Genomic DNA, 26,584 nt, shown 5'->3' on the forward strand with positions numbered 1-26,584 from the left:
TGGATAGAAACAAGATCATTAAATTTGTTTTAATGTCTGATAAATGGATTAGAACCCAAGTCCTACGGAATCATACATTCCGCCAGATACCACGTTACCAAATCCACCACTATGAATGACCAAACCAACAACAGCGACTACAGTCACAGAAGCTAAAACGTTTTCAAAAACTCTGAAGTTTGTTCCGTGTAAGTAGTTACCTGTAGATTGTTTCAATTGAATAGAAGAAACAATTCCTTCTAAATCTTGGTCAAGAGTTCCTGCGAATTCAGCATTTTTAATTTCTCTACTGATTCTTACAAACTCTTGCGGAGTGATATGAGCTTTTAGATACTCATGAGCTTCTTTGTTTGTCATTCCATTGGTTACTAATATTTTCGCTGCTTCCTTTACGCTCATTTGGTTAGCGGGTGCTGCAAATGCTGCTTGAGTGGCAAACGCGATAGCGAGTACTAAACTGATTTTCTTTTTCATGGGGTTATCCTTTGAATCAAATTTGTTCTTAGTGGGATTTCTTTGAACTCCCCTCTCAAACTTGAATCCATCCTACTACGAAAAAGAATCCAGATCGTCTGGATCGATCGAATTGGATTGAAAACTACGACCGACTGGATCGAACTGGATGTTTTTTCAGAATTTTTTCTCTATATTCTCTTGGAGTGGTCCCCGTTTCTTTTTTGAAGGCTTCATTGAAGGTAGATTTGGACCCAAATCCTACATCATAGGCAATGGCAAGAAGGGACCTGTCTGGTTCCTTTTCGATTTTTTCCTTTGCTTCACTCACTCGGTAGAAATTTGTATATTGGTAAAAACTTTGTTTGATTTCCGTATTTAAAAATTCAGAGAGTTGGTGTGAACTTAAGTCCACTCTTTCTGCTAATTCACGAAGGCTTAGTTTTTCTTCTCGGTAGATCTTTTCTTTTTCAAATAAACTCGCGAGTTTGTTTCGCACTTCCTTGTGGTCTAGTTTGGAAATCTGCGAGATCTTTGCCTTTTTTTCATCTTCTACAATTTTGCGAACTTCCAAAAAGAAATCCGGGTAAGTTTGTCTCAATACATACAAAAAACACAAAAAAAATCCAATGGCAATCCCTGACAATTGGTGAGCGGTTTGTCCACCTCTGGCCAAAGTGATGAGTCCATGAATCGATAAGGCCAAACAAAATCCAACTATGAGGATTCCAATTCGTAATGTGTAATTTTTTCGCAACGTACTCCAACGAATTTGTTTGGATATCCTTCTAAAAATCCGAAGCAAACACCAAATATAAATGAGAATGGTGGGCAAAACTAAAAACAAAGGTCTCGATAAAAATGGATTCAAACCAAGGGCTTGGATTTCCTGGTAGTTGGATCTGTTCCAAATATTCCAAAGAACAATCAAAACAAATAACGAAGTTAAGGGAACAATCCTGTAAGAAAGCCTTCGAAAAGATCGGAATTTTCCTTCCAGAATCATAAGAAAGTATTCATCCAATAAGACCCCAAGGCAGGCAACAATGGGTAAATCTGTTAAGAATAAAGGATAAAGTCCCTTAATTTTTCCAGAAGAGATTAGGTAAAAGTTAAAAAGTAAGTAACTAGTTCCAAGGAAGATGATTCCTAAAAGAATTTGTTTTCTATTTTTATGATAACTAAAAAATTCGCCGATTGCATATAGAAATCCGAGAAGTGAGGAAAACAGGAGGAAAAAATTTAAGTATTCACTGAAATATTGGAAGGGAGAAGCCATACATATACCACGCTAAAAAGCCGAAGCACCACTTGATTGTTACAATTAGACGAGAAGTAGAATTGATCAATCATTACTAATGACTGATTCTAGAAGAAACAGAAATATTTTTCCATATGAATGAACACAGTTAAGATTCAATTCGAACATAATTTGTCCGAATCGATCGAAACGGATTTTTTAGAGTTTAAATTGATCCCTAGATTTAGATGGATTGGATCAAATCAAAATCCGAAATCATTTGTTTCAGAATGATTTTAGAATTTCGAAAAATCCAGGGAAACTGGTATCTACCCAACTGGTATCATCAAACGTTAGTTCTACGCCCGAAAGTTTAGAGAGAATTGCAAAACTCATAGCAATCCGATGGTCCATAAAAGTTTCAATCGCTGAGGTTTTGATTTCTTTTACTTCCCCAAATTCATACCCATCTTTGGACTCCATAACTGTCACACCAAGTCTTTCTAAGTTGGATACCATCGATTGGATTCGATCAGATTCTTTTGCTCTAAGCTCTTCAGCATGAGAAATTTGGAATCCCCCTTCGGAAAACAATCCAGCTATAGTAAGGATTGGAATTTCATCGATGATGGAGGGAATCAAATCTTCTGTAATCACAGACCTTTTTAATTGGGAAGGATAAACAAGTAAATCTCCGATTTCTTCACCACATTCTTGTCGTTTGGCGGTGACTTCAATTTTGCCACCCATATTTCTAAGAACTGTGATGATTCCCACTCGTGAAGGATTGAGTCCAATGTTACGAATGAGAAGAGGTTCACTCCCTCCCGCACAAAGTCCAAAAACAATATAAAAGGCAGCACTGGAAATATCTCCAGGGATCACAAACTTGGCCCCTTCAAAATGATAAGGTGGCTCAACCGTAAAATGAACTGGGGAATGGTGTTTGATGTTTCCTCCGAGGAATCGGATCATATTTTCTGTATGATCGCGGGAAACTTCCGACTCTTTGTATTCAATAGAAATCTCAGAAGCAAGAGCCGCAAGCACCAAAGCACTTTTGATTTGTGCCGAAGCAATCGGACTTGTATAAGAATAAGATTTGAGTTGTTTTCCCGTCACACGAAGAGGAGCCCGATCATTCCCTTCGACCGATACAATGTCTGCTCCCATTTCACGAAGTGGATTCATAATCCTTGCCATGGGGCGTTTGCAAAGAGAGGCATCCCCTGTTAGAGTGGCAGTGATCTGTGGAAGTCCGGCAAGAAGTCCTGCAGAAAGGCGGATCCCCGTTCCCGCATTCCCAAAATCCAGAACACCCGTAGGAGATTTTAAGTTCTGTTTTCCTGGGCTTTGTACGGAATAACTACCTTTTCCTAAGGGCTCCACCGAAAGCCCTAAACTGGCAAAACAATTTAAGGTATGAAGGGGATCTTCTCCTTCTAAAAAACCATGAATTTCCGATTTTCCTTGGGAGAGTGCACTAAAGAGTACCGACCTATGTGAGATGGACTTATCTCCTGGGACATAAATTTCTTTTTTTGCACTTAATTTAATTTGGGGCTTCAACATGATGTATTTTTCTAAAAAGTATTTTGCAATTTGGTGCTTCTTTAGTAGGTTTTGACGGAAACCAAAGTTTCGCAAAACGAACAACCAAATGCCTCTAGATACCAGTAAAAATAACCAAAAGATCCCAGTCAATCCAGGTGAAGTCCTTTTCATTGGAGGCAAAGCCTCAACTTCCATGAACATCCTACATGAAGGATCGGTTCGTATTGAAACCACTTTGGGAGATACAAGCATCGTTCTCTACAGTTTGGACGGAGCCAATCTCACTCCCGGTATCTTTGCCCTCTTGGAAGGGACACCTTATCCCTATACCATCCGAGCCAAAACTTCCTGTGTGATTTCCACTTATGTGATGAACCAGGCCAATGCCAAAAAAACTCTTACTTCCAAAGTTTCTGTAGGAGTGATGGCCGTTCGCACTCTACTCAAAGAAATTGGAGAACTCTACAAACGAGTGTTATCGATCAAGGGCCTTGCTGCAAAGTTTGAACAGACCATGGACAACTTGGGGGCAGTGTATTATATTTTAAATCCTTCTATCTTTTCAGATGTCAGTCCAGGGGCACTCATCACACGAGATGAAAACATCATTGATCCAGTGATGAGACTCATCCGAAACAACTTGGCTGGGTTCCAAGAACATGGAGGAATTTTACCAGACAAACCAACTGTTAATTTTTTAGAAGAAGACCATGGCGAATTTTTTGAACGTAATTATAGCGAATCCATAGAATGGAATGATGCCGAGTTTCATTTTATTCGAAAAATTCTTTCGGTGAACCCAAAAATTTCACAAGCCTTATTTGAGTCCGATCCAAGCCTACTTCAAAGTGCCGCAGAAAGTTATGTTAAAACCTATCGAGAGTTGTTCGAAATTCTAATCAAAGAAACAAATGAACTCTCTGAGATGATGAACACTATGTTTGTGGGAGAGAATGCCCTTGTTGAAAAATTCAACCTAACATTGGATTTGTTTAACACTGGATATTCTACAATTCCATCTACAGTGTTATTGCCGATTACTGAATGGGCTCTTAAAAAATCAAAATCACTTTTAGATGAATACAAACAAATTTTTGGTTCTCCTTATGCTTCCCTTGGAAACAATCTAGACAAACTAGAAACCAAACAGACAGAACTCACAAACAAATATGGCCATGAACTTGCTGCAGGAAAAAACAAAGAAGAAAGTGCGCAAGGTAGCGGAACCATTCACGCTGGAATCGATACCAAAGCTCTCAAAGTAGAACTTTTAAATTCAGCAAGCCAAATCCTAAACTATTCCCAAGCAGATCCAGAAGCTGTAAAAGAGTTTTCGACTCTTATGGTAAAACTCAAATCCTTTAAAAATCCATTGGATCCAGAACCAGACAATCGTAAAATCAGAAGGACTATTGCAAAAACTTATTGGGAAGTGTATAAAAAATCTTTCACCAAATGGTTACAAGCTGGTAAACAAGCTCCGAAGGCCGTTGAACTCATGTTACGATATGGGTACTTTGATGAAAGCCTTTTGGATGAAGGCCATATTGTTGAACTTGTTGGTCGTTTGTACCAAGGAGGGGGAAACCCAAGTGCTCCTATCCATTACGGAACCGATTGGCTAGAAAAAATTTATTCAAGAGAAGTCCCAACTTCTGTGGATGAGTTGGGACAAACTTTTTTTGAAAAACTCAAAATGGATCTGAAAGATTCGGGAATCAAATCTGAAAAAGACATTCCACCTGATTATGATACGGGTGATGCAAGACTTGGTTCAGAAATCTCCTCCATGTATGAGCCAAACGTTCGTTTGACGTCTGGTAATATTGCCAGCCACTTTCCAATCTTAACAAAATACCATATTACCATTCCTTTAGAAAAATGTTTTGTATCTAAAGAAGATGTAGAAAAGGCCCTACAATATATTTTAGGAGTCGATTATACTGCCTTCAACCGAGAAGTCATTTACCGAAACGAAGAAATTGGTATCAAAAACGAATTTGTCCAAAGGTCGATCATTCCTGACTTTATCTTAGTTCCTTCCATTGGACCAAAGATTATGATGTGGCAGGACCTATCAGTCTTTCGTGGAGCCGGTTCAAAAGAATCAAGAGGAAGAATTTGTATTCCTCACTTTGTCACCGGAGACCTAAAAACGTTTATGTTAGAAGCCATCGCAGCATTTCGTTGGGAACTTTGTAAAAATATTTTGGGTCCAGACTGGAACAACGTGGGAATTCCTTCCATCACAGCAGATTACACGGATTATGTGCAGTTCTATAAAAAGAGCAAAGACCTCTCACCAGAACTCAAAGAAAAAATTTCATCTGAATTCAAACGTTTCCGAACGGACAGGGATAAATTTGCTTACGACTACTCCATGTGGATTCGGTATGAAGCAGAAGGAGTACAAAGGGTCAACCGAGTGGTGCGTTCCATCTTCTATCGTCATATCCCTTTCCACAAAAATATCAGAGAAAAGGTAAGTTCGCAACCGGCGTATGCAGAACTTCACAACCGATTCAAAAACATTCGGACACGCCAACACAAAGAATTCGAAAACAAATACAAAAAGTATATGGATGCCAGCGGGAATCTCCCCAAGGAACTTTATGAGAATTTAACGTTTTACGAAGTTTAATCCTTGCTTAATTCCATAGATGCAACATAATTGCATCTATGGAATCCATCCAAACAGTCGAAGTAGCCATCATCGGTGGAAGTTTTTCGGGACTTTCAGCCGCTCTTTCCCTTGTTCGTTCCCTTAGAAAAATCATAGTTTTTGATTCTGAAAGGCCCTGTAACAAAACCACTCCCGCATCGCATAACTTTATCACCCACGATGGAGAATCTCCTGATTCCATTCGTACAAAAGCAATTAATGATTTAAAAAAATACCCAAACTTCAAACTTCAGTTAGGTGAAGTAGGAACAATCGAAAAAATGGAAGAAGGTTTTTTATTAAAGGGAAATGGATTTTCTCCCATCCAGACAGAAAAAATTATTTTTGCCACTGGTCTGAAAGATGTTTTACCGGGAATTCCGGGGTTTGCCGAGTCTTGGGGAAAATCTGTCATCCATTGCCCGTATTGCCATGGTTATGAATATGTTGGAAACCAAACTGGGCTTTGGATGAACGAACCGGGAGTATTCGAACATTCTAAATTTCTTAAACATTGGTCGGAAGAATTAACAGTATATACCAATGGTCCCATTCAGTTTCCCAAAGAAGAACAATCTAAATTAGAAAATGAAGGGATAAAAATTGTTACAGATTTGGTAGAAGCCCTGGTCCATCAAGAAGGCCAAATTTCTGCTATCAAATTAAAATCAGGAAAAGAGAATCAAATCGAAGCACTCTACACCAGATTGCCAATGGTACAACATTCTAAGTTACCTGAAGAAATTGGATGTAAACTATTACCAAGTGGTCATCTAGAAGTGACAAACTTTTATGAAACGAATGTTCCAGGCGTGTATGCAGTCGGCGATATGTCGTCAATGTTTCGTTCGGTGGCAAATGCTGTCCACTCGGGAAACATCGCCGGTGCTATGCTCAACCGTGCGATGATTTTGTCTTAGCTAAACTTCTTCTACAAAATATGGTCTTGTGTATTCTCTCACAATCTCCACCACAAAACGTCCCCAGGATTTGGGGTCTTCTTGGGAGATATTGACCTGTTTGATTTTTGGGAAATACGCTGTTGGTTTAAAAACAGAATGGGTAAGTTCCAAGGTTCGAAGGTAATTGTCCAATCGTTTGACTTTTACAAAATTGATGATTTCGTTTTGGATTTTTTCTTTGGGAAGGTAACCCACAATGATCATACGAGGGAATAGGTTTTTTTTGAGTAGTCCAATGAAGTCCTCGAAACTATCCACACGGTCAATAAACCCTTCGTAAGCACCACCACCTAAGTTCATAATCTGGGTCACAATGTCCATGGAAAAGGAAACCCCTTCCATTGTGGACATATCGGAGATGATGACAAGCCCCTCATCCGGTTGGAAAACCTTAAACATATCCACACCCTTAAAATGGCGCCTAAGGAGTTTTGCAGCTGACACATCGATTTCTTGTGCTTTGGCTAGGAGAACCTTTCCTTGGGGGTCAAGGATGGGATCTCGCGTGATGAGGTACCGCTTTTTCACGGCATTTTGGTTCATGACTCGAAAGGCCTTTACTTTTTCCTCGATTTCATCCAAGGTTGAGTAACCAATCTTAAGTACATTTTCCCGTTTGCGTTTCCCGATGTCTGTTTCTTCCATGAAAGCTTGGTGCCTAAATCTTTGTATTGCTTATCCTATGGTAATTCTAGCATTGTATAGCATATTTTTGTCTAAGGAATAGAATGCGATTTAATTTTTCCCTATTTCCCCTACTCTTACTCGTAATTGGATGTTCTACGGTGGATTTTATCCCAGAACCTGATTACAGGCCAAATGATTCGCGTTATAAGGTGCAATCCTGGGCGGAAGTGGAAATCCTCCGCGAACGTCCGAAACGTCTTTTCCAAATTGTAGGCGAGGTCATTGTTCGTAATACGGAAGATCTCTCTTGGGAAGATTATGAACCTCGAGTCAAAAAAGATATGTTCCGACGTAAAATTGATGGAGTTTGGATGACTGAAAAAAATCAATCCACCATTGATTCCGCAACCATTGAAACTATGGACCAAAAGGGTCGCTCCACCAATTCTTACTTGCAAAAATCAAACCTTCCTTATTGGAAAGGTTATGCCTACAGGTATAAATAAAAATCATATGCCAAGAATATTTGACTCTGAAATTTATGTTTCTCCAACAGACGAATGGATCTTTCGTGAAAATCGAATCGATAAAGAAGAAATTTTACAATATTTTCGAAACAATCTGCACGGTAACGAGAAGGGAGTGTACATTGAAAATCGGTTTGGGGAACTTTCGGAACATGGATACATTCGAATTGATGGTTGCCCCTGTCATGTCCTTCATGTAGAACCAACGGATTCAGAACTAATCTTTCATACAGACGATGGAAGAAACTATCCTTTTGGCGAATTTGAAATTTATGAAACAAACGATGGTGGACTCATTGGTCTACGTACGACAGAAGAAAAAATCAAATACCGATTCACTTGGAATGCAGCAAAAGAACTTTCTGATCATCTTACAGAAGAGGAAGAAACTACTTATCTGGAATGGAAGGGAGTGAAAATGGAAGTTCCCAAATATTTGGGAGAGATTCCAGTCCCTCTCCCAAATGAATATTCTTAGTCCTTAGTTGGAAGGTGCTTCTTCGTCGGACTTTAATTCCCTCCAAAGATCATTTGCCTCTGAAAAATCTTTTTTAAGAGTCAATGCTTTGTGAAGGTATTGTAAGGATCTTTCAGGTCTATTCCATAACTTATACAAAGTAGCAAGGTTAAAATAAGAAATATGAGGAGCGTCGTTTCGTTCACAACGAACCGATTTTTTCAACCAATACACTGCTTCTTTGTCGTTCCCCATACGGAGCAATAGGACACCAATTTCATTACATGGATTGCCGTATTCGTGGTTTAAACTCACGGCTTTGTAATAAGAAGCCAGAGCATCGCTCCATTGGCCGAGGGCGTTTTGCACCAAACCCAAATAAAAATAGGCTTCATCGGATTCTTCCAATTCCAAACTGGAACGAAGGTGGAATTCAGCTCGGTCTAAATCACCGACTTTAAAATGGTCTTTGGCTAAATCTAAAGAAAGTTGGAAAGAACTAGAAGACAATGAGATCCTCGCATTTTCTTTCATTTTCGGATGACTTGAAAAATATCTGTAAAACTAATTTATTTTTTCAAAGATAGAATCAACTCTTCGGCAATTTGCGAAGCGGTCAGACGGTAATGGTCCAAAATTTGATTCCTTTCCCCATGGTGAATGGGTTCGGGTGGCAATGCAAAGGTCTTTAAAAACTTTCCAAGAAGATCCGAAGGAATTTCATTCAAAAGAAAACCAGAAGCACCTGCATGGATATAACTTTCGTCCAAAATCACAAACCGTTTGTTTTTTTGAATTTGCCCATGCACAAGATCCGTATCATAAGGGCGTAACCAAAAAAGATCCACAACTGAAACAGAAATCCCTTTTTGTTTTAAAATATTCCCAACAGTTGTGGCAATCGGTAACATAAACCCAACGGAAAGAATGAGTAAATCCTCTCCCTCACTTACCAAACGACCCTTTGCCTTGGTGATCGAAAGAGGAGAATCAAACTTTAACTCGCGTAAGTCGCCACTATCCTTAGGAAACCGAATGGCAATGGGATGTTCTGTATAATCCTTCATAAAGTGAAGGCTATCAATAATGTCTTGGGCAGAACTAGGAACAATGATGTCCATATTAGGGAGTCCCGCCAAATACCCAAGATCAGAAAGGCCTTGGTGGGTTTCCCCATCGGGCCCAACGATCCCTGCTCGATCGATCACAAATCGAACTGGCAAATTCATAAGAGAAACATCTTCTACCAATTGGTCCATTGCCCGAGTGAGGAAGGTGGAATAAATACACATATAAGGAATGGCACCACCACTTGTCATGGCACCTGCAAAAGCAACGGAATGTTGTTCTGCAATTCCCACATCAAATGTATGGGCAGGATAGGCCTCTTGGTATTCCCTAAGTCCCGAACCTTCAATCATCGCAGGGGTGATGACTGCAATTCGTTTGTCTTTGTCGGTTAAATCGGTAAGTGTTTTTCCAACAATTTTAGATAAACCAATTTTATTGGAGTCGGATGAAGCCATTTTCCCCGACTCTTTGTTAAACGGTGTGACACCATGATATTTGATGGGATCAGCTTCTGCAGGTTTATAACCTTTTCCTTTTTGCGTTAGAACATGCAAAAGGATGGGGCCTTGGATTTTTGAAAGATTTTGTAACATCTGAACCACGCGGTTCACATCGTGACCATCAATCGGACCAAAATAAGTAAAACCCAAATCCTCAAAAAGTCCACCAGGACGCATCATAAAATGTTTAAACGAAGTTTCCATATTATGAGCAAGCGCCTGCAAGGCGGGCCCAATCAGCGGAATCCATTTTAAAAATCCATAGAATGCCGTTTTACCCCTGTTATAGATTTGAGAGGAAATGATTCGGTTAAGATAATTTGAAATGGAACCTACGTTTTTGGAAATCGACATATAGTTGTCATTCAAAATGACGAGCATGTTCGGTTTGACATGACCACCATGGTTCATGGCTTCGAGAGCCATTCCTGTGGCAATGGAAGCATCTCCAATGACGGCAGCGACTTTGTAGTCTTTTCCAAGTAGGTCGCGGGCACAGGCCTCACCTAGAGCTTGGGAGATGGAAGTTCCGGCATGGCCAGTGTTGTACAAATCGTATTCGGATTCTTCTCGTTTGGGAAACCCAGAAAGCCCTTGCCACTTACGAACAGTGGGGAGTTCTTTCTTTCGGCCTGTGAGAATTTTATGAGGGTAAGTTTGGTGGCCTACGTCCCAGATGATTTTGTCAGTGGGGGTTTGGAACACATAATGCAACGCGACTGTGAGTTCCACAACGCCTAGGTTACTAGCGAAGTGCCCTCCTACGTCTGAGAGGGTGTCGATGATGTATTCCCGAAGGTCATGGCAAACCTTCGAGAGATCCTCTTCGTTTATCTTTCTAAGATCTTCCGGAAATTGGATTTTGTCGAGATAGGGATATGATGGCATGTAAACTTCATGTTGCCGCCTTTTGGAGAGGCCGCTTCATTTTCTCCATATCTTCTGGGTTTGTGATTCCAAGCAATTCGTAAATCCGAACAGGTTGGGTTTTTCCTTTTACTCGCACTAAATCCAGTTCCCGAGCGACCACTCGGTCTTTCACTTTTTCGTATGTGTATTCAGAGATAATCACATTTGTGGTGTACATTTTATTGGATCCTTCCAAACGGGATCCAAGGTTGATCGTATCACCCATACAGGTATATTCCATCCTGTGAGAAGATCCCATGTTCCCAACAACGGCAGGACCGGAATTCAGACCACATCCAATATCGATCACCGGAACATTTCGTTCTGCCCATTTTTGTTGGAGGATTTTTAAATGGTCGAGCTGAGCAAGAGCCGCCACACAAGCATAGTATGCATGGTCTTCCAAAGGAACTGGTGCTCCCCAGAATGCCATAATCGCATCTCCCATATACTTATCAATGGTTCCCTTGTATTCAATAATGATATCTGTCATAGCCGACAAATATTCGTTCAGTAATTTCACCAAATCTTCTGGACCCAACTGTTCCGAGATGGTAGTGAACCCGCGAACGTCAGAGAAAAAAATGGTGATCTCTCGTTTGGATCCACCAAGTGCCAAGTTATCAGGGTGTTTGAGGAGTTCGTCCACAACGTCTTTGGATACGAATTTAGAGAAAGTTTGACGGATGTATTTTACGTTTTCTTCTTCTGTTAAGATTCTAAATCCGATGATGGCAACAAAGACCACAATCTGTTCGATGGTAACAGATGGAAGGACTGTGATGAGGTTGAAGGTTTGGAAAATATACAACGTAGCCACTACATAAAGTAAAAGCTGAGTTAACATAATCGCAAAACCAATATGTGTTTTTACCCTTGGTTGTAAAAATCCAATCATTACACCAAGACCAACATAAATTAGGAAAATTCCCCAGTTTGGTATTGTAGACAAAAAGTCTTGGTTTAGGATGGTATTGATTGCGTGAGCATGGTGTTCAATTCCCGACATATCGCCAAACGGAGATAAGTGGGAGTCTTTAGAAGCCCCACGCCCCGTAGCATAATACATTGCCACAAGAAAGATTTTATTATTAATTTGGTTTGCTTCTAGTAACTCAGCATCCCAATCATTAGTGACTTCGAAAATTTCATTTTGTTTGAAGGAATAACGTCCACCTACGAAGTTGATTTCCATTTGTCCTTCCCAATCAATCGGGATGACCACTTCTCTTTTTTCGTTCGGGACTTGCATCACATCCCTTTCTTCAAACTTACGTTCTTTGATGTTAAACTCTCGGATGATTTTTTTTGGAATATTGGACAATTTTATATAATGTCCCATATTGACTTCCACATCTCTCTGTACATCGATACCGTAGTATTTACAAACAATGAGTAAGTCGATGGAAGGGAAATATTCTGTTTCTCTATCTCTTCCTGAATTATAAACTTTTACCACAAGTGGCATCTTACGATTCAAACCAGATTCGTCTTTTTTTACGTTCGCAAAACCAAGACCAGCAGACAATTCGCTAATGGGTTCAATCGGAGGTTGTGGAAACTTAACCCAAGAGATCCCCGCATCGTTTTCATCGATGACATTTTTCAATTGGAACTTACGAAGGATATCAATTCGTTTTTCCAAATTTAGAACTGCTTCCTTTGATTCCGCGCTGACTTCCATAGGGTAGTCAAAGAGGACATTCCGGTTCTTTTGAAGAGCAGCTGCCATCTCTTCTGTTTGACCGGGTTTGTAATCTACGAAGAAAATATCGAACATGAGAATGTTATTCGATTCTTTGAATGTTTCAATGATATCAGCGTAATAACTCCAAGGAAGAGGCCAAGTCCCTTGTAATTTTTCGAGTGATTCTGTTGTGATACCAATGATATTGATATCCTTACGGGCCTTAGCTGGTGGTTGGAACTGAATGTATTCGATACGACCCGTGTCCCCTTCACTTTCTGTTTTTGTGTTGGATCCACGTAAAAATTGAAACCGTGTGGAAACGGAATTTTCTTCCAAATCCTTGAGTGGTTGGAAGGTGTTTACCATTGTATACATAAAAATGGCGATCACATAGGATAACCAAATCGCACCTGACTTCTGTTTGTCTTTAGAAACCTTTTCGATGGTTTTATATACAAAATAAGAAGAAGTCAATAAGGTGAGTAAACCACCAATGAGGAAGGAAAATTCGTATTCCCACCCTGTCATGACGACAGAAATGATCACACCAAGTGATCCTAGTGCGGCAACGGTAACACTGAGATAGTCCAAAATCGAAAGCGATTTTGATTCTTTGTCGGACATAGAGCCTCTTTATTCGTTTGGGAATTTCCGACCATTTTCCCGGAATTTTTAAAGAGACTCAAATGTTTTTGAAGGATACAGGAAAAAAATTTAGGAAATCGATGCCCTGATCTTTGAAATGTAATCCGCCAAAGCCGAAACCGCTTTTGTGCGGTCTGACCCGTTTTCTTCAATGATCCTTTGGATCGCAGAACCGATGATGATCCCGTCCGCATACTGTGAAATTTGGTTGGATTGTTCCGGAGTGGAAATTCCAAACCCTGCACAAATTGGCAACCGGATGGTATCTTTCAAAAATTTAATTCTTTCCTTTAAATCCACCGAGAACTCCCTTCTTTCTCCAGTAACTCCAAAAGAAGTTACGTAGTAAATGAACCCAGAGGAAGTTTTGGAAAGGGCTTGGATTCTCTTTTTTTCCGAGGCCGGAGTGACCAAATGGATGAGATCCATATCCCGAACTTTTAATTCTCGAAACAAGGTTTCACTTTCTTCTGTATCAAAAGGTAAGTCAGGAATCACAAGGCCCACAATTCCTGATTCCTTGGCTCTATCCAAAAACTTGGTGATCCCACAATGGTAAATGGGATTGAAGTAAGTAAGATAAACAAGTGGAGTCTCTGGTTTGTGGTCATGGATGGCTTTTGTGACTCGAAAAATTTCTTCGAAAGAAAAAGGATTCTTCAAAGAACGAGCCACTGCTCTTTGGATTACGGGTCCATCTGCAACCGGATCAGAAAAAGGAATCCCGAGTTCCAAAATATCAGCACCGTTGTCTAAAATGGTTTTTCCAAATTCGATGGAATCATTATAGTTTGGATCCCCTAAAGTGAAATAAGGGATAAAGGCTGATTTAAAACTTCCGCTCTCAAATAAAGATTTTATTTTACTCATTTACTTTCTTTCACCTAAGAGTCGCAAAACTTCCGTTACATCTTTATCACCCCGGCCAGACAGACAAATGATGAGATCCTTTTTCTTTCCAAGGTCTTTTGCCACATCACGAGCTACATGAAAGGCATGAGCTGTTTCCAGGGCAGGAATGATTCCCTCCACACGAGTGACTTCCAAAAAAGAATCTAATGCTTGTTCGTCTGTTACCATTCGGTAATCCACTCTTCCCGTTTGGGACAGGTGAGCGTGTTCTGGTCCCACACCTGGGTAATCTAACCCTGCAGAAACTGAATGCGCTGGTACAATTTGTCCAAACTCATCTTGGATGATTAAGGTTTTTGTTCCATGTAAAAATCCAGTTTTCCCGTATGTCAAAGTTGCCGAATGTTCTCCTGGTTTTGGACCAAGTCCACCAGCCTCTGCGCCATAGATGGCAACATGTTTGTCTTTTAAAAAGGCATGGAACATTCCAATGGAATTGGATCCTCCACCTACACAAGCTACAATGGCATTCGGAAGTTTATGATTTCGTTTTTTAAACTCTGCTCTTGCCTCTGTACCAATAAAGGATTGGAAGTCACGTACGATTGTGGGAAACGGGTGAGGTCCAATCGCAGATCCAACAATATAATGAGTTGTGGATACATTGAGGGCCCAGTCTCTCATAGCTTCACTGGTTGCTTCTTTAAGAGTGGCTTCTCCTGCTGTGACCGGAAGGATTTTTGCACCTAACATCTCAATTTTTTTAGCATTGAGATTTTGTCTTTCCACATCGACAGCTCCCATATACACCACGGTTTCCATTCCAAACATTGCTCCCACTGTTGCCGTCGCAAGACCGTGTTGGCCTGCACCAGTTTCTGCAATGATTCGTTTTTTCCCCATAAAACGAGCGATAAGCGCCTGTCCGATGGCATTATTAATTTTATGCGCACCTGTATGATTTAAATCTTCGCGTTTGAGCCAAATCCTAGCACCTCCCCATTGTTTGGTGAGGCGTTCAGCATAAGTCAGAGGACTAGGTCTTCCGACATAGTTCTTTAAATAGTATTCGAGTTCTTTTTTGAACTTTTTACTTTTCTTTAACTTTTGATAGGTGGATTCAAGTTCTTCTAATGCTTCCGTTAGAATCTCAGGAGAGTAACGGCCACCGAATTCACCAAAATATCCAGGTAGGTTTTTGCCCATATATCCCAAAATACGGGAATGGGGGAATATGAAAACTGCTTCTTTTGTGGGGGGTGGGGGTTTTTGAGTATACTCTCCCCGCCCTGATCGAACTGGGTGGGGTTAACCACCCGCCACCCAATGGCTACCTTCTATCACATCTCTCTCATTCTTACCATCGCTTATCCCGATTTTAAAGAAAAAATCGAAAGAAGTTCATGTTCCCGCACGTTCCACTTCGGCTTGGAGGGTAGCATGCAGGTTCTTGATTTGATTTTGTAAGCGACCAACCAAATCTTCATTTGTGGTAAAGGTAACGGTCTCTTCTGCCATTGATTTTCGGTCAAGGATGGTGATTTCACCCTTCTCCAAAAATCCCTTTCCAAGTGTCAATCGGATGGGAAAACCAATGAGTTCGGAATCTTTGAACTTAAAACCAGGACCAAGGTCCCGGTCATCCCAAAGCACTTCGATCCCGGCCGCCACAAGTGCTTTGTAAATGGATTCAATTTTGGCAATGTCGTCTGGATTTTTAGCAATACTCACCAAACAAACAGTAAACGGCGCAATGGAGACTGGCCAAAAAATTCCTTTATCGTCATTACATTGTTCGATGACAGTGGCCATACAGCGATTGACACCGATCCCATAACAACCCATAGTCGTTGTGGTGGCTTTCCCTTTATCATTTAAAACAGTAATATCAAAAGCTTTGGAATACTTTTGGCCTAACTTAAAGATATGACCAACTTCGATTCCTTTTTCCGCAGTGAGACCGGTTCCACAGTTAGGGCAAGGATCCCCTACTTTGGATTGCGACACATCGATTTTTGTCACTTCCTCATCTTTGAAAAAGTCGAAGAGTTTAACCCCTGCAATATGGTAATCCACTTCGTTTGCACCAGATATATACCCAAAATTCCAATCGATCAGAGAATCGATGATAATTTTGAGAGATTCTGATTTTGGAAATCCAGGTCCGATGAATCCAGGAACGAGCCCAAGTTTTTCCATTTCAGCCGGTCCTATTGGTCTTAGTTCATTACAACCCAAATGATTTTTTAGTTTGTTCTCATTGAGTTCCCGGTCGCCTTCTAAAAAGACTAGGACGTAGGTTCCGTCCGCCCATAAAGCCACTGCCTTTAGGAGGTTTTCTTCCTTTGTCCCTATAAACTCAGCAACTTCTGTAATTGATTTTTTAGATGGAGTATGGATTTTATCTTTTCCGACAAACGCTTGTTTTGCTAAACTTACATTTCGAATCACAGGAGTTTTTTCAATATTCCCTGAATATTGGCAAGAAGGACAAATCGTAAGTGTTTCTTCTCCTATGGGTGACACCACCATAAATTCCTCAGACGCAGACCCACCCATATTTCCTGAATCCGCTTGCACTGGGATCGTAGAAAGACCCATCCCCGCAAAAATCCTTCGGTAAGTTTTACGCATCGTTTGGTAGGTTTTGTCCAAAGACTCATCATCTAAATGAAAAGAATAAGCATCTTTCATTGTAAATTCACGAGAACGAATCACTCCAAACCTTGGACGAATTTCATCGCGAAACTTTGTATGAATTTGATACACATTGATAGGAAGATCTTTATAAGAACGAACCATTGGTTTCACGAGCACACAAAAAGATTCTTCATGCGTGGGGCCAAGGCAACTTTCATTGTCATGCCGATCTTTCAAACGAAACATCTCTTTCCCCATTTTATCCCAACGGCCAGACTCTTTCCAAATTTCACTTGGAGTTAAAATAGGAAGTTGGAATTCCAAACCACCGGCCCGGTCCATCTCGGAACGAACAATGCCTTCAATTTTTTTTAGGACCCTTAACCCGAGAGGAAGATAAGAATACAATCCGGCTGCGGATTTACGAATGAGTCCCGCCCTTGTCATCAGTTTATGGGAAGCAACAACTGCATCTTGTGGATCTTCTTTTGCAGTAGGAATCAAATAGGAACTAGCTTTCATCGATCTTTTCTCTTTTATTTATATAAAACTAAACGAAACAAAAATTAAAAAATACGCATCACATCATTGAACGAAACATAAAGCCCAAGTCCAATGAGAAAGAAAAATCCCAACCGAAAAATGGCTTCAATGGCTTTTCTTGGGAGTGGTCTACCTGTAATCGCTTCATAGGCATAGAGAACAATATGTCCACCATCTGCCATTGGAATTGGTAATAAATTCATCACCATCAGCGCTAGGGAAATTTTGGCAACAAAGTCGAGGTAAGTCACCCAACCATATTCCAAACTAATTCCTGCTATTTGTACAATTCCAATAGGACCTGATAAATTTTCTTTTGGAGATAGAAGTCCAGAAAATAACATCCCAATCCCTTTTAAGGTAGTGGATACATTTTCATACACTTTTGTTGAAGCGCCCACAAACGAAGAATAGACGGTTGTTTCCTTCTGTAACTTCTCTGCTTCAAATTTCATCGAAGCACGAAATCCGAGAAGCCCAATGGGTTTTAAATTGACATCGGCGGAATATTTCATATTCCCAATCCATATATCTTTTCTACCCGAAGATTGTTTTAAGTAATCGCTGATTGCATCGGCTTTGTCGAAGGATTTATCTTCTATCTTTAAATTAGAAAGGCGATTTTCAATTTCGGAATCATAACTATCCAACCGGAAATAAGGGATTCCCAGTTCAGGAAACTTCGGATGTCTGATATCCCAAAATTCAAACACATTGGCACCTAACACAGGAATTTGAATGGTCACAGTTTCAGTCGCCCAAGGTGTGAGGAGTGGGTATGTTTTTCTTTCCACAACAACAGGAATGGTTTTTCCCTGGTGTTTTCCGAGCTCTGTTTGCAACTCAGGAACGGTATGAACATCCACGCCAGCCACTTGCAAAATCATATCCCCATCTTTTAAAAAGGATAAGGCACGCCTGCGAAGGGATTTTTCGCGTTCTTGGATTTCTCTTTGTTTTAAAAGTTCTTCCGGGATTTCATCTTTTCGTTCTTCGATTTTTTCCTGAAAGTAAACTGAAGATTTGTCATCACGATCGAGGAGATTTGCCATAAAATGGCTTAGTTGTTCCCCATAAGTAAAAGTAGCCACAACTCGTCTTTCTCCAAATGGCATCACTCCAATGGTAGGATGTCCACCAGCCGAATATAAATTCGGTATAACTTGTACGATTTTTATTTCTTCGGCTCTTTTGTAAGAGACTTCTACAGGATCGCCCGTGGTCAAACTCACGTTAGTAAAAATATCTTCGAAACTTTCTGTTTTTTTCCCATTGATGGAAACAATTTGGTCTCCCGTACGAAGTCCGGCAGTATAAGCTGGACTCGAAACCTTGTTTGCATCTTCGATAAAAATACGATTGGAAGAAGGACTATCTCCCGAAAGTTCCAAAACAAACAATAAAACAAAACCTAACACCAAATTAGCGAACGGCCCACCAAGCACTGGAATCATCCGACGAAGTGGTGGCGTGGAAAGTAAATCCCCTTGTTTTGGTTTTTTGTTTTTGCTGTAGTCATCTCCACGAAAAAGAACGTAACCACCAATGGGAATGGCTGTGATTTGGTAGATGGTTTTCCCAATTCTTTTTTTCCAAATTCCTTTTCCATAACCAAGGGAAAAAATGCGAGCTTCCACTCCAACCAATTTTCCACATAAGAGGTGTCCCAATTCATGGATAAAAATAGAAACAGCTAACATGAATACGGCGCCAAATATCATTACGATCATATAGTCACTCCCCCTTTCACAAATTCTTTTTGAATATAATTACGTGTTTCTCTATCTTTTTCTAAATACCCTTCCAAATCATTAGGAAAGGAATTCGAAATTTTATTTAGCGCCGATTCGATTAACTTGGGAATGGCGGTAAAAGAAATTTTTTCTTCTAAAAATAATGCAACAGCTTCTTCATTGGCTGCATTAAACACACAAGGTGTCGTTCCCCCTGCCCTTCCCGCTTGGAAAGCCAAACGAAGGCCTGGATAACGATGAAGATCAGGCGGAAAAAATTCCAAGGTCTTCCATGTCCCAGGTTTTCTTTCAATTAAAATCTTCGGTGTAGGCGCTGGATAAAACAAAGAATGAGCAATGGGATAAATCATATCAGGATGGCTTGTGTATTGCAAACAAGCACCGTCCATGGTTTCAATGATTCCGTGGGTTAGTGATTGTGGGTGGATCACCACTTCAATTTCGTCATAAGAAAATCCAAATAAATAATGAGCTTCAATCACTTCGAGACCCTTATTGATAAGGCCCGCAGAGTCTACGGTGATTTTTGGCCCCATCGACCAAGTAGGATGATTTAATGCCTGTTTTACGGATACATGTTCCAATTCTTCGATAGGAAGGGTTCGAAAACTCCCTCCCGAGGCCGTGAGAGTGATGGCGCGAATATTGGATCTTTTTTCTCGTTCAATGAGCTGAAAGAGTGCATTATGTTCGGAATCCACTGGGACCATCAAGGTATTGTGTTTTGCCACCAAACGGTTGATCAGTGGACCAAAGGTCACGAGTGTTTCTTTATTGGCGATGGCAATTTTTTTACCGGCTTCGATGGCGGCGATAGTAGGCCTTACCCCTCTGGCACCCACAACGGCTGTCACGACCACAGAAACAGAAGGAAGACGAACTAAATCAGATAGTGATTCCTCTCCATAGAGAATAGTTGTGGATTTGTATTTGGATCCGAGGCTACCTTCTAACTTCGAATCGGTGATCGAAATCACTTCTGGAGAAAATTCATCAATAAGAGATTTCGCAAGATCTAAATTGGAATGAACCGAAAAACTATGTAAAGAAAAGGAATCTCGAAATTGACGGAGTACCTTCACTGTCGAAGTGCCAACAGAACCAGAAATTCCTAATACGGATACTCCAACCATCTAAGCCTTAGACCGATCCCGAACTGAGAATCAGACCGCGTAACCGAGAATTCCCTTAAATAAGAAATAATAATAAATCACAGGAACGGTAAATAAAAGGGCATCCGCTAAATCTAAAACCCCACCATGGCCAGGAATCAAACTTCCCGAATCTTTGATTTTAGCATCTCGTTTCATCGCAGACTCTGCCAAGTCACCCATCACCGAAATGATAGAAACCACAAAAGCCACGATGATGGATTCAATGACTCCAATCGGCAATTTCACTCCACTAAAATGTTCCCAAGTAAAATTGAGGATTTGAACACCAACAACAGCAGTGATATTTCCAGTCACATACCCTTCCCAAGTTTTTTTAGGAGAGATCTTGAGACCCGCAGGATGTTTTCCAAACCAACGACCGCCGAAATAAGCACCAGCATCACTCATAAAAGTAATCACAGATACAAGAAAGATATAATAAGCACCGAAAGGAAACGCCAAGAGAAGTAAAAAATGTCCAATAGGAATCGCTAAATAGATTGGCCCTAAAATGGTAGCACTCGCCGAAAACAAAGCACCGTCTAACGGGCGTTTCAGAATTTGCAAAATCCAAACGGTCAGAGAAAGGGCAACGAGTAAAAAAGGAATCGGGTGGAATCCTTCTCGGAGGATCTTAGAAAGTTGTAAAACAAAAGCAGGAGGAGTGACTTCAAATTGAAGGCCTAAAAACTGAATGTAGTATACAGTAAAAATCAAAAGGGAAAAGAGAAGTCCCGTTCCAAAAAAAGGTTTGGAATCTTCTCTTCTGCAAAATGCATACAATTCTTTTAAACCCAAGTAGATGGTAATACAACCAAAGGCATAGAATTCCAAATAGTAAAAGGAACTATGGAAAATCATAAACACATATACAAAAGTGAGTACGATTGCAGATAGAATACGGAGTGTTGTCTCACTCATAACAAACCACCAAATTTACGTTTTCGGGAATCAAAAAAAAGAAGGGCTTCTTCCAAAGAAGTTCTTCCAAAGTCCGGCCAAAGTGTATTCGTAAAATACATTTCAGCATAGGCACTCTGCCACAAAAGAAAATTGGAAATCCTTTGTTCTCCCGCAGTTCTGATCAATAAATCTACCGGCGGCAAAGGGAATGTATACAAATATTTTTCAAATTCTTTGGGACTAATGGGTTTGTCCAAAGATTCTTTTTTGGACTTACGCACTGCCATGATCCTAGAAAAATTACTCAGGATCTCTTCATGTCCACCATAGTTCAAACAAAAGTTGGCGGTGAGTTTTTTGTTCTTTTTTGTGACCGCCATCGCATGGTCAATTTTACTTAAAACAGTTTTAGAAAGTTTATTCCGTGCTCCGCTGTGGTGGATCCGAATTCCCTTGGAATGGATGGTATCAAGCCTTGTTTCAATAAACTCAACTAACAAACCAAAGATGGCTTGGATTTCGGTGATAGGGCGTTTCCAGTTTTCTGTAGAAAAAGCATATAGAGAGATATTGGGGATTTTGTATTCCAAAGCCACATCCAAAAGGCGATCGATAGCGTTCGCCCCTTCTCTGTGGCCTTCGGTTCTTTTTTTCCCTTGGCTTTCGGCCCACCTTCCATTTCCGTCCATGATGACAGCAATGTGGGCAGGGATTGTGTTCAACTTCATAGGAAATTAAAGAGTGGTGATCTCTTTTTCTTTTTCCTTTTCTAAATCTCCCAATTTGGCAATATAAGAATCCGTAATTTTTTGGATTTTATCTTGGTGGCCTTTGAGTTCATCTTGGGACATTTCTGCCTGGTGTTTTTTTAATTCATCATTGGCATCACGACGGATATTACGAATCGCAACTTTTTTTTCTTCGGCCCTTTGTTTGACCACTTTTGCCAATTCTTTCCGTCTTTCCCCTGTTAGTTCAGGAATATTAATACGAATGCTAGAACCGTCGTTATTTGGCGTAAGTCCAAGACTTGCAGCAAAAATTGCTTTTTCAATGTCTTTCAACATTCCTTTTTCAAAAGGAGTGATGAGAATCATACGAGGTTCTGGACAAGCAATTTTACCAAGTTGGTTCAGTGGTGTGAGTGTTCCGTAATAGTCCACTCTTACATCTTCCACCATCATAGGATTTGCTTTCCCCGTACGAATGGTACCGAAGTCTTTTTTCAAAGCCTCAACCGTTTTGTCCATTTTGGACTGCATGGATTTTATAATTTCATCTACCATCTAAAATCACTTCCTCTGAATTGGAGATTAGTGTACCAATTGGCTCTCCATCGATTAATTTTCTTAAATTTCCTGCTTTAAAAATATCAAACACGATAATGGGCATATTATTGTCCATACAGAGACTAAGAGCAGTTGAATCCATTACCTTTAACCGGTGTTTAATGGACTCCATAAAAGAAACTTCTAAGTAACGTTTTGCACTAGGATCTTTTTTAGGATCTGCGGTGTACACTCCGTCCACTTTTGTGGCTTTCAGGATGACTTCACATCCAACTTCCACAGCCCGAAGGGATGCAGTTGTATCCGTTGTAAAATACGGATTTCCTGTCCCACCAGCAAATATAATGACACGATTTTTTTCTAAATGGCGAACCGCACGTCTACGAATATAAGGTTCTGCAACGGATTTCATTTCGATGGCGGAAAGAACTCGGGTAAACATCCCTTGTTTTTCGCATGCATCCTGTAAGGCGAGACCATTCATGATGGTGCCGAGCATTCCCATGTAGTCTGCCGTTGCTCTGTCCATTCCGGACTTTGCTAAAGTTTCGCCACGGATCATATTTCCACCGCCCACAACGACGGCAACTTCCAGACCTAAGTCATGAACTTCTTTGATTTGTCCGGCAAGTGAGAATGTTTTGTTGGTATCAATACCAAGTTCACCCTCACCGGCGAGAGCCTCGCCGGAGATTTTAATTAGGATTCGTTTGAAACGCGGACTAGTTCCCACCTACTTGGAACCTCGAGAACCTACCAACAGTAATGTTCTCTCCAAACTTCGCAATGGCTTCTTGGAGAAGGTCATTGATGGTTTTGGAGTTGTCACGAATCGATTTTTGGTGGATGAGACAAATCTCTTCAAAGTATTTTTTCATTTTACCAGGAAGAATCTTTTCGATTTGGTCTGCTTTTTTACCTTCTTTTTCAAGAAGAGCTTTTTGCACACTCATCTCATTGTCAATTTCTGACTGAGGAATGGATTCCTCGTTTACGTAAAGTGGATTCATCGCAGTGATTTGAAGAGCTATCTCTTTTCCAAGAGCTTCAAACGCTTCATTGTTTGCAACGAAGTCAGTTTCACAGTTGAGTTCGACAAGAACTCCTGTTTTTCCTGTTCCGTGGATGTAAGCGATGACTTTTCCTTCACCAGTTTCACGACCAGCACGTTTCGCTGCTTTCGCTAAACCTTTTTCTCTTAAGTATGTAACTGCTTTTTCAATATCGCCACCCTTTTCTTCGAGGGCTTTTTTGCAGTCCATCATCCCCGCGCCTGTACGTTCGCGGAGATCTTTAATTTGTTCGGAGCTAACTGCCATTCGTATTATCCTTCTGTAGTAGGTTTTACTTCTGCTACTGTTTCCGCTGCTTTTTTAGCAGCTTCTGCATCAACAGGGATGTCTTTTGCAACTGGAGGAAGTTCATCGTCCATAATGAATTTTCCAGACTCATCATACTCACCTTGGTATTCAAGAGCAAGTTGTTCTGCGTCCATATCTTCAGCAAAATTAGTTTGGATGACTTCTCCACCTGTTCCTTCGAGTACAGCATTTGCCATAGTATCAAGGAATAAAGAAATTGCACGGATCGCATCATCGTTACCTGGAATTGGGTAATCGATTGGTTCCGGATCACAGTTTGTATCAATCACTGCGAACACTTTCAAACCAAGTTTTTTAGCTTCTTTCACAGCAATTTCTTCTTTTTTAGGATCGATCACAAAAAGAATCTCAGGCACAACTGCCATATCCTTAATTCCACCAAGTGTTTGACGGAGTTTTTCTAACTCACGTTTGAGAGATAATGCTTCTTTTTTAGTTCTAGCTTCTTGTTCGAAAGAGTTGTTCTCTTCCATTTGCTCTAGTCTTTTCAAACGAGCAATTGACTTCTTCACTGTGTTCCAGTTAGTCAAAAGACCACCTAACCAACGGTTAGATACATAGTACATACTGCACGCTTGTGCGGCTCTTTCAATCGCGCCACGAGCTTGTTTTTTAGTTCCTACAAAAAGAACTTTCTTACCTTGACCGGTAAGTTTTTTCAAAGCATCGTAAGCTTCTTTTGTTTTTTGAACTGTCTTTTGAAGGTCGATGATGTGAATTCCGTTACGAGCCGTATAAACATAAGGACTCATTTTTGGATTCCAACGACGTGTTTGGTGACCGAAGTGTACGCCTGCTTCTAGCAGACTTTTCATGGAAATTACTGACATAGTTACCCCTTTTTTAATGCGAGATATCCAGACGCTACAAGACCAACGATACTTGCAGGGGTTAGCTGGAACTCGACTTTAATTATGTAAAGCTCGAGAGATACTGGTGATTCGAACAAATACCGAGAGAGGTAAGTTGTACCAAGAAGTCGATCGAGGACCACTCCAGCCACAGCTCCCGCCATCAGTCCCAAAAATAGCACGAGAAGCAGGTTCCCGATTTGGGTTTTGTTCATCCAAAAGCACCTTTGTCAAGCTTTCCTGTCAGGATTTGGAATTTAGGCAGATTGTCAAGGGGAAAGGAATTTAAGGGCTTCGAAATGGAATTTTGGGAACACCTTTTTCGAAAATGGCCGTGAAACTTAGGCAAAATCCCTTTTTTTGTGGGGCGGCTCCCATCCTTTCCTAAAGCTAGAACGAATTGGGTAAGGACCGGGCTCTCCGTTCCAATCTACGATTTCCACTACGATCCCTGCCGCGGGATTCCGTTGTATTATGTTTTTTATTTTTTCTAAAACAAAAACAATTCTGTGACGATTGTTAAATGGCAGTCTATGAAACTCTCCTACTTCACCTTATATCTGTTTTGCTTTCAAAACTGTCTTTTCGGACCCAGTTTTCATGGTCTTGGCAATATGAGTTCTGCCGGAGATAGCCAACGAGTTTATTATGATGAAACAAGTGGTAACTTTGAAACCATTGCGAATTTTAGAGGGAACATTGTCAAACTAGGCACAGTTGTTCCAGACCAAATAGAAAAATTAGAACCCAAACTAAAGAAAAAAAGAACCTGTGAAAGAACTGATGTTGATTTGGTCAAAACTTTTAACTTAATTGACGAACGGAGGATCCTTGCGTTCTACGAATCTTCTGGTTTTATATGTATCGAATATTATTAATTCTGTTTCTCTGCTTTTCTGCCAGCTGCACAAACCTCAGATCCTATAGACAAATCACTTTAGAGAAAAAAGATTACCAAACGATCAAACGTTTGCCATTCATTGGAACTAGTTGTGGTTCAGGAAATTTTTTTCCAAATGACAAATACAATACTTATTCATTCATCAAAATTTGGGAAGATGGAGAGTTTAGAATCTCCAACTTATCGAGAGAACCATTTGATGCAATTGAAGATCTTAGAATTTACCATTCACCTGACCATTTCTGGATGATATTTTTTTTACCGCTTTTTGGGAAATACGATTGCGACGAATACCACGTTACAGGGTATCTACTGTATCTTGATGAAACATCAAAACAAAAATTAAAAAAGAACTTACAATCAGAAAAAACAAAAACTCCTCCAGACCTTCCAATAATGGTGGTTCGTGAATATCGTTTGATGGATTCAGAACTACTTTCACAAAAAAGAAACGAACAAAGAGAAGTGGAAAGGAAAAGAAATTCTAGATATCACAAAGAATCCATGCTACTTCCTAAAGTTTGGGATACTAAACCCAAATCGGAAATTGTCAGTATGCCAAACGAAAGACTGATTGATTACTGTTTGGAATTCCCTTATGAATGTGTCACAGATCCTAACTACTTGGGTGAAATTCAGCTTAGGAATAAAAAACAAAATGCCGACCTTCCTGATTTTTCTACCAACCTTCAAACAAAAATCAAAGAAACAAACGATTCCACTTATTTTGGTTGTTATTGTCGTAAAATTCCAGACCTATCCATTTACAGCTCTTGCCCTATCGATCAATTTGGTTTGGATTCAATTTGTAAAAACAAAAACGATTGTTTAGAAAAAACAAGTGATGAAAGCAAAAAACTTTGTCACAAAAGGTTCAAAGATGATCTATCCATTCTTATGAAAACAAAAGAATCAAAAGATAGAATCCACCAAGGAAAAGATAATTTTGAGAGAATGATTTTTTATGCAAGGAAACTTTGGGCTTTAGAGACACTGCGGGAACTAAACAAATGAATGT

Annotated in this window: 25 protein-coding genes; 6 read left to right on the plus strand and 19 right to left on the minus strand. The window is 40.2% G+C overall.

What is annotated here, in order from left to right:
- Positions 1-48: 48 nt before the first annotated feature.
- The 3 genes from EHQ47_RS12335 to aroA form a co-directional block, all read right to left on the minus strand.
- The gene (locus EHQ47_RS12335; RefSeq protein WP_135777272.1) at positions 49-474 is read right to left on the minus strand and encodes a hypothetical protein; all 426 of its coding nucleotides are present in this window, start codon (positions 472-474) and stop codon (positions 49-51) included.
- A 124-nt stretch (positions 475-598) separates the two neighbouring features.
- Complete coding sequence (locus EHQ47_RS12340; protein WP_135777273.1) at positions 599-1,732, minus strand: helix-turn-helix domain-containing protein; 1,134 nt, start codon at positions 1,730-1,732, stop codon at positions 599-601.
- Between the two features lie 246 nt (positions 1,733-1,978).
- Positions 1,979-3,265: a 3-phosphoshikimate 1-carboxyvinyltransferase gene (gene aroA, locus EHQ47_RS12345; RefSeq protein ID WP_135777274.1), complete on the minus strand. Its 1,287-nt coding sequence runs from the start codon at positions 3,263-3,265 to the stop codon at positions 1,979-1,981.
- 88 nt (positions 3,266-3,353) lie between these two features.
- On the opposite strand from aroA, the gene EHQ47_RS12350 reads away from it, so the two are divergent.
- Together EHQ47_RS12350 and EHQ47_RS12355 are read left to right on the plus strand one after the other, a co-directional pair.
- The gene (locus EHQ47_RS12350) at positions 3,354-5,888 is read left to right on the plus strand and encodes a cyclic nucleotide-binding domain-containing protein (RefSeq protein WP_135749492.1); all 2,535 of its coding nucleotides are present in this window, start codon (positions 3,354-3,356) and stop codon (positions 5,886-5,888) included.
- Between the two features lie 38 nt (positions 5,889-5,926).
- Positions 5,927-6,829: an NAD(P)/FAD-dependent oxidoreductase gene (locus EHQ47_RS12355; protein WP_135749491.1), complete on the plus strand. Its 903-nt coding sequence runs from the start codon at positions 5,927-5,929 to the stop codon at positions 6,827-6,829.
- Here the strand turns inward: EHQ47_RS12355 and EHQ47_RS12360 are convergent, their stop codons facing one another.
- Entirely contained in the window at positions 6,830-7,516 is a 687-nt protein-coding gene (locus EHQ47_RS12360; RefSeq protein WP_004787724.1) for a hypothetical protein, read from the minus strand.
- 83 nt (positions 7,517-7,599) lie between these two features.
- Here EHQ47_RS12360 and EHQ47_RS12365 point away from each other — a divergent pair, with 83 nt between their 5' ends.
- Both EHQ47_RS12365 and EHQ47_RS12370 read left to right on the plus strand, forming a co-directional pair.
- Positions 7,600-8,004 (plus strand): hypothetical protein, encoded by a 405-nt coding sequence (locus EHQ47_RS12365; RefSeq protein WP_135749490.1) that lies wholly within the window; start codon positions 7,600-7,602, stop codon positions 8,002-8,004.
- A complete protein-coding gene (locus EHQ47_RS12370; protein ID WP_135777275.1) occupies positions 7,985-8,503 on the plus strand; it encodes a hypothetical protein in 519 nt (172 codons plus the stop codon). The genes EHQ47_RS12365 and EHQ47_RS12370 overlap by 20 nt, the downstream gene beginning before the upstream one ends.
- 3 nt (positions 8,504-8,506) lie before the next feature.
- Here EHQ47_RS12370 and EHQ47_RS12375 read toward each other — a convergent pair whose 3' ends face one another.
- The 15 genes from EHQ47_RS12375 to EHQ47_RS12445 all read right to left on the minus strand — a co-directional run bounded on the left by EHQ47_RS12375 (position 8,507) and on the right by EHQ47_RS12445 (position 24,880).
- The gene (locus EHQ47_RS12375; protein ID WP_208721749.1) at positions 8,507-9,016 is read right to left on the minus strand and encodes a tetratricopeptide repeat protein; all 510 of its coding nucleotides are present in this window, start codon (positions 9,014-9,016) and stop codon (positions 8,507-8,509) included.
- A gap of 35 nt (positions 9,017-9,051) precedes the next feature.
- On the minus strand, positions 9,052-10,941 hold the full coding sequence (gene dxs / locus EHQ47_RS12380; protein ID WP_135777276.1) for a 1-deoxy-D-xylulose-5-phosphate synthase: 1,890 nt from the start codon (positions 10,939-10,941) through the stop codon (positions 9,052-9,054).
- A 7-nt stretch (positions 10,942-10,948) separates the two neighbouring features.
- A complete protein-coding gene (locus EHQ47_RS12385) occupies positions 10,949-13,276 on the minus strand; it encodes an adenylate/guanylate cyclase domain-containing protein (RefSeq protein WP_135777277.1) in 2,328 nt (775 codons plus the stop codon).
- Positions 13,277-13,366: 90 nt separating this feature from the next.
- Positions 13,367-14,167, minus strand: a complete 801-nt coding sequence (gene trpA, locus EHQ47_RS12390; protein ID WP_135777278.1) for a tryptophan synthase subunit alpha — start codon at positions 14,165-14,167, stop codon at positions 13,367-13,369.
- On the minus strand, positions 14,168-15,355 hold the full coding sequence (gene trpB / locus EHQ47_RS12395) for a tryptophan synthase subunit beta (RefSeq protein ID WP_100744373.1): 1,188 nt from the start codon (positions 15,353-15,355) through the stop codon (positions 14,168-14,170).
- A gap of 195 nt (positions 15,356-15,550) precedes the next feature.
- Complete coding sequence (locus EHQ47_RS12400) at positions 15,551-17,311, minus strand: proline--tRNA ligase (RefSeq protein WP_135749484.1); 1,761 nt, start codon at positions 17,309-17,311, stop codon at positions 15,551-15,553.
- A gap of 44 nt (positions 17,312-17,355) precedes the next feature.
- Positions 17,356-19,062 (minus strand): site-2 protease family protein, encoded by a 1,707-nt coding sequence (locus tag EHQ47_RS12405; RefSeq protein WP_135749483.1) that lies wholly within the window; start codon positions 19,060-19,062, stop codon positions 17,356-17,358.
- Complete coding sequence (dxr, locus tag EHQ47_RS12410; RefSeq protein ID WP_135777279.1) at positions 19,059-20,219, minus strand: 1-deoxy-D-xylulose-5-phosphate reductoisomerase; 1,161 nt, start codon at positions 20,217-20,219, stop codon at positions 19,059-19,061. Before dxr ends, EHQ47_RS12405 begins: the two co-directional genes overlap by 4 nt.
- 30 nt (positions 20,220-20,249) lie before the next feature.
- Positions 20,250-21,161 (minus strand): phosphatidate cytidylyltransferase, encoded by a 912-nt coding sequence (locus EHQ47_RS12415; RefSeq protein ID WP_135749481.1) that lies wholly within the window; start codon positions 21,159-21,161, stop codon positions 20,250-20,252.
- Entirely contained in the window at positions 21,158-21,871 is a 714-nt protein-coding gene (locus EHQ47_RS12420) for an isoprenyl transferase (protein ID WP_135749480.1), read from the minus strand. The genes EHQ47_RS12415 and EHQ47_RS12420 overlap by 4 nt, the downstream gene beginning before the upstream one ends.
- Positions 21,872-21,877: 6 nt before the next feature.
- Positions 21,878-22,429, minus strand: a complete 552-nt coding sequence (frr, locus tag EHQ47_RS12425; RefSeq protein WP_135777280.1) for a ribosome recycling factor — start codon at positions 22,427-22,429, stop codon at positions 21,878-21,880.
- Complete coding sequence (gene pyrH, locus EHQ47_RS12430) at positions 22,419-23,165, minus strand: UMP kinase (protein WP_135574766.1); 747 nt, start codon at positions 23,163-23,165, stop codon at positions 22,419-22,421. The genes frr and pyrH overlap by 11 nt, the downstream gene beginning before the upstream one ends.
- Positions 23,155-23,751 (minus strand): translation elongation factor Ts, encoded by a 597-nt coding sequence (tsf, locus tag EHQ47_RS12435; protein ID WP_004787415.1) that lies wholly within the window; start codon positions 23,749-23,751, stop codon positions 23,155-23,157. The genes pyrH and tsf overlap by 11 nt, the downstream gene beginning before the upstream one ends.
- A gap of 5 nt (positions 23,752-23,756) precedes the next feature.
- Positions 23,757-24,644 carry a 30S ribosomal protein S2 gene (gene rpsB, locus EHQ47_RS12440; RefSeq protein ID WP_135749478.1) on the minus strand — a complete coding sequence of 296 codons (888 nt, stop codon included), beginning with the start codon at positions 24,642-24,644 and terminating at the stop codon, positions 23,757-23,759.
- Between the two features lie 2 nt (positions 24,645-24,646).
- Positions 24,647-24,880: a hypothetical protein gene (locus EHQ47_RS12445; RefSeq protein WP_015679594.1), complete on the minus strand. Its 234-nt coding sequence runs from the start codon at positions 24,878-24,880 to the stop codon at positions 24,647-24,649.
- 399 nt (positions 24,881-25,279) lie between these two features.
- On the opposite strand from EHQ47_RS12445, the gene EHQ47_RS12455 reads away from it, so the two are divergent.
- Together EHQ47_RS12455 and EHQ47_RS12460 are read left to right on the plus strand one after the other, a co-directional pair.
- A complete protein-coding gene (locus tag EHQ47_RS12455; RefSeq protein WP_135749477.1) occupies positions 25,280-25,543 on the plus strand; it encodes a hypothetical protein in 264 nt (87 codons plus the stop codon).
- Positions 25,525-26,580, plus strand: coding sequence for a hypothetical protein (locus EHQ47_RS12460; RefSeq protein ID WP_244290335.1), 1,056 nt, complete (start codon positions 25,525-25,527; stop codon positions 26,578-26,580). The genes EHQ47_RS12455 and EHQ47_RS12460 overlap by 19 nt, the downstream gene beginning before the upstream one ends.
- Positions 26,581-26,584: the final 4 nt, after the last annotated feature.

The organism is Leptospira bourretii (assembly GCF_004770145.1).
GTDB classification, from domain to species: domain Bacteria; phylum Spirochaetota; class Leptospiria; order Leptospirales; family Leptospiraceae; genus Leptospira_A; species Leptospira_A bourretii.

Bases quoted from the DNA above. Each gene is read 5' to 3' on its own strand.
- EHQ47_RS12455 (WP_135749477.1), top strand. From the start codon at position 25,280: ATGAGTTCTGCCGGAGATAGCCAACGAGTTTATTATGATGAAACAAGT.
- EHQ47_RS12385 (WP_135777277.1), bottom strand. From the start codon at position 13,276: ATGTCCGACAAAGAATCAAAATCGCTTTCGATTTTGGACTATCTCAGT.
- EHQ47_RS12405 (WP_135749483.1), bottom strand. From the start codon at position 19,062: ATGATCGTAATGATATTTGGCGCCGTATTCATGTTAGCTGTTTCTATT.
- EHQ47_RS12335 (WP_135777272.1), bottom strand. From the start codon at position 474: ATGAAAAAGAAAATCAGTTTAGTACTCGCTATCGCGTTTGCCACTCAA.
- trpB (WP_100744373.1), bottom strand. From the start codon at position 15,355: ATGGGCAAAAACCTACCTGGATATTTTGGTGAATTCGGTGGCCGTTAC.
- EHQ47_RS12350 (WP_135749492.1), top strand. From the start codon at position 3,354: ATGCCTCTAGATACCAGTAAAAATAACCAAAAGATCCCAGTCAATCCA.
- dxs (WP_135777276.1), bottom strand. From the start codon at position 10,941: ATGCCATCATATCCCTATCTCGACAAAATCCAATTTCCGGAAGATCTT.
- EHQ47_RS12445 (WP_015679594.1), bottom strand. From the start codon at position 24,880: ATGAACAAAACCCAAATCGGGAACCTGCTTCTCGTGCTATTTTTGGGA.
- EHQ47_RS12355 (WP_135749491.1), top strand. From the start codon at position 5,927: ATGGAATCCATCCAAACAGTCGAAGTAGCCATCATCGGTGGAAGTTTT.
- EHQ47_RS12415 (WP_135749481.1), bottom strand. From the start codon at position 21,161: ATGAGTGAGACAACACTCCGTATTCTATCTGCAATCGTACTCACTTTT.
- EHQ47_RS12400 (WP_135749484.1), bottom strand. From the start codon at position 17,311: ATGAAAGCTAGTTCCTATTTGATTCCTACTGCAAAAGAAGATCCACAA.
- aroA (WP_135777274.1), bottom strand. From the start codon at position 3,265: ATGTTGAAGCCCCAAATTAAATTAAGTGCAAAAAAAGAAATTTATGTC.
- EHQ47_RS12420 (WP_135749480.1), bottom strand. From the start codon at position 21,871: ATGAAGTTGAACACAATCCCTGCCCACATTGCTGTCATCATGGACGGA.
- EHQ47_RS12340 (WP_135777273.1), bottom strand. From the start codon at position 1,732: ATGGCTTCTCCCTTCCAATATTTCAGTGAATACTTAAATTTTTTCCTC.
- dxr (WP_135777279.1), bottom strand. From the start codon at position 20,219: ATGGTTGGAGTATCCGTATTAGGAATTTCTGGTTCTGTTGGCACTTCG.
- rpsB (WP_135749478.1), bottom strand. From the start codon at position 24,644: ATGTCAGTAATTTCCATGAAAAGTCTGCTAGAAGCAGGCGTACACTTC.
- frr (WP_135777280.1), bottom strand. From the start codon at position 22,429: ATGGTAGATGAAATTATAAAATCCATGCAGTCCAAAATGGACAAAACG.
- EHQ47_RS12360 (WP_004787724.1), bottom strand. From the start codon at position 7,516: ATGGAAGAAACAGACATCGGGAAACGCAAACGGGAAAATGTACTTAAG.
- tsf (WP_004787415.1), bottom strand. From the start codon at position 23,751: ATGGCAGTTAGCTCCGAACAAATTAAAGATCTCCGCGAACGTACAGGC.
- EHQ47_RS12375 (WP_208721749.1), bottom strand. From the start codon at position 9,016: ATGAAAGAAAATGCGAGGATCTCATTGTCTTCTAGTTCTTTCCAACTT.
- EHQ47_RS12370 (WP_135777275.1), top strand. From the start codon at position 7,985: ATGCCTACAGGTATAAATAAAAATCATATGCCAAGAATATTTGACTCT.
- EHQ47_RS12460 (WP_244290335.1), top strand. From the start codon at position 25,525: ATGTATCGAATATTATTAATTCTGTTTCTCTGCTTTTCTGCCAGCTGC.
- trpA (WP_135777278.1), bottom strand. From the start codon at position 14,167: ATGAGTAAAATAAAATCTTTATTTGAGAGCGGAAGTTTTAAATCAGCC.
- EHQ47_RS12365 (WP_135749490.1), top strand. From the start codon at position 7,600: ATGCGATTTAATTTTTCCCTATTTCCCCTACTCTTACTCGTAATTGGA.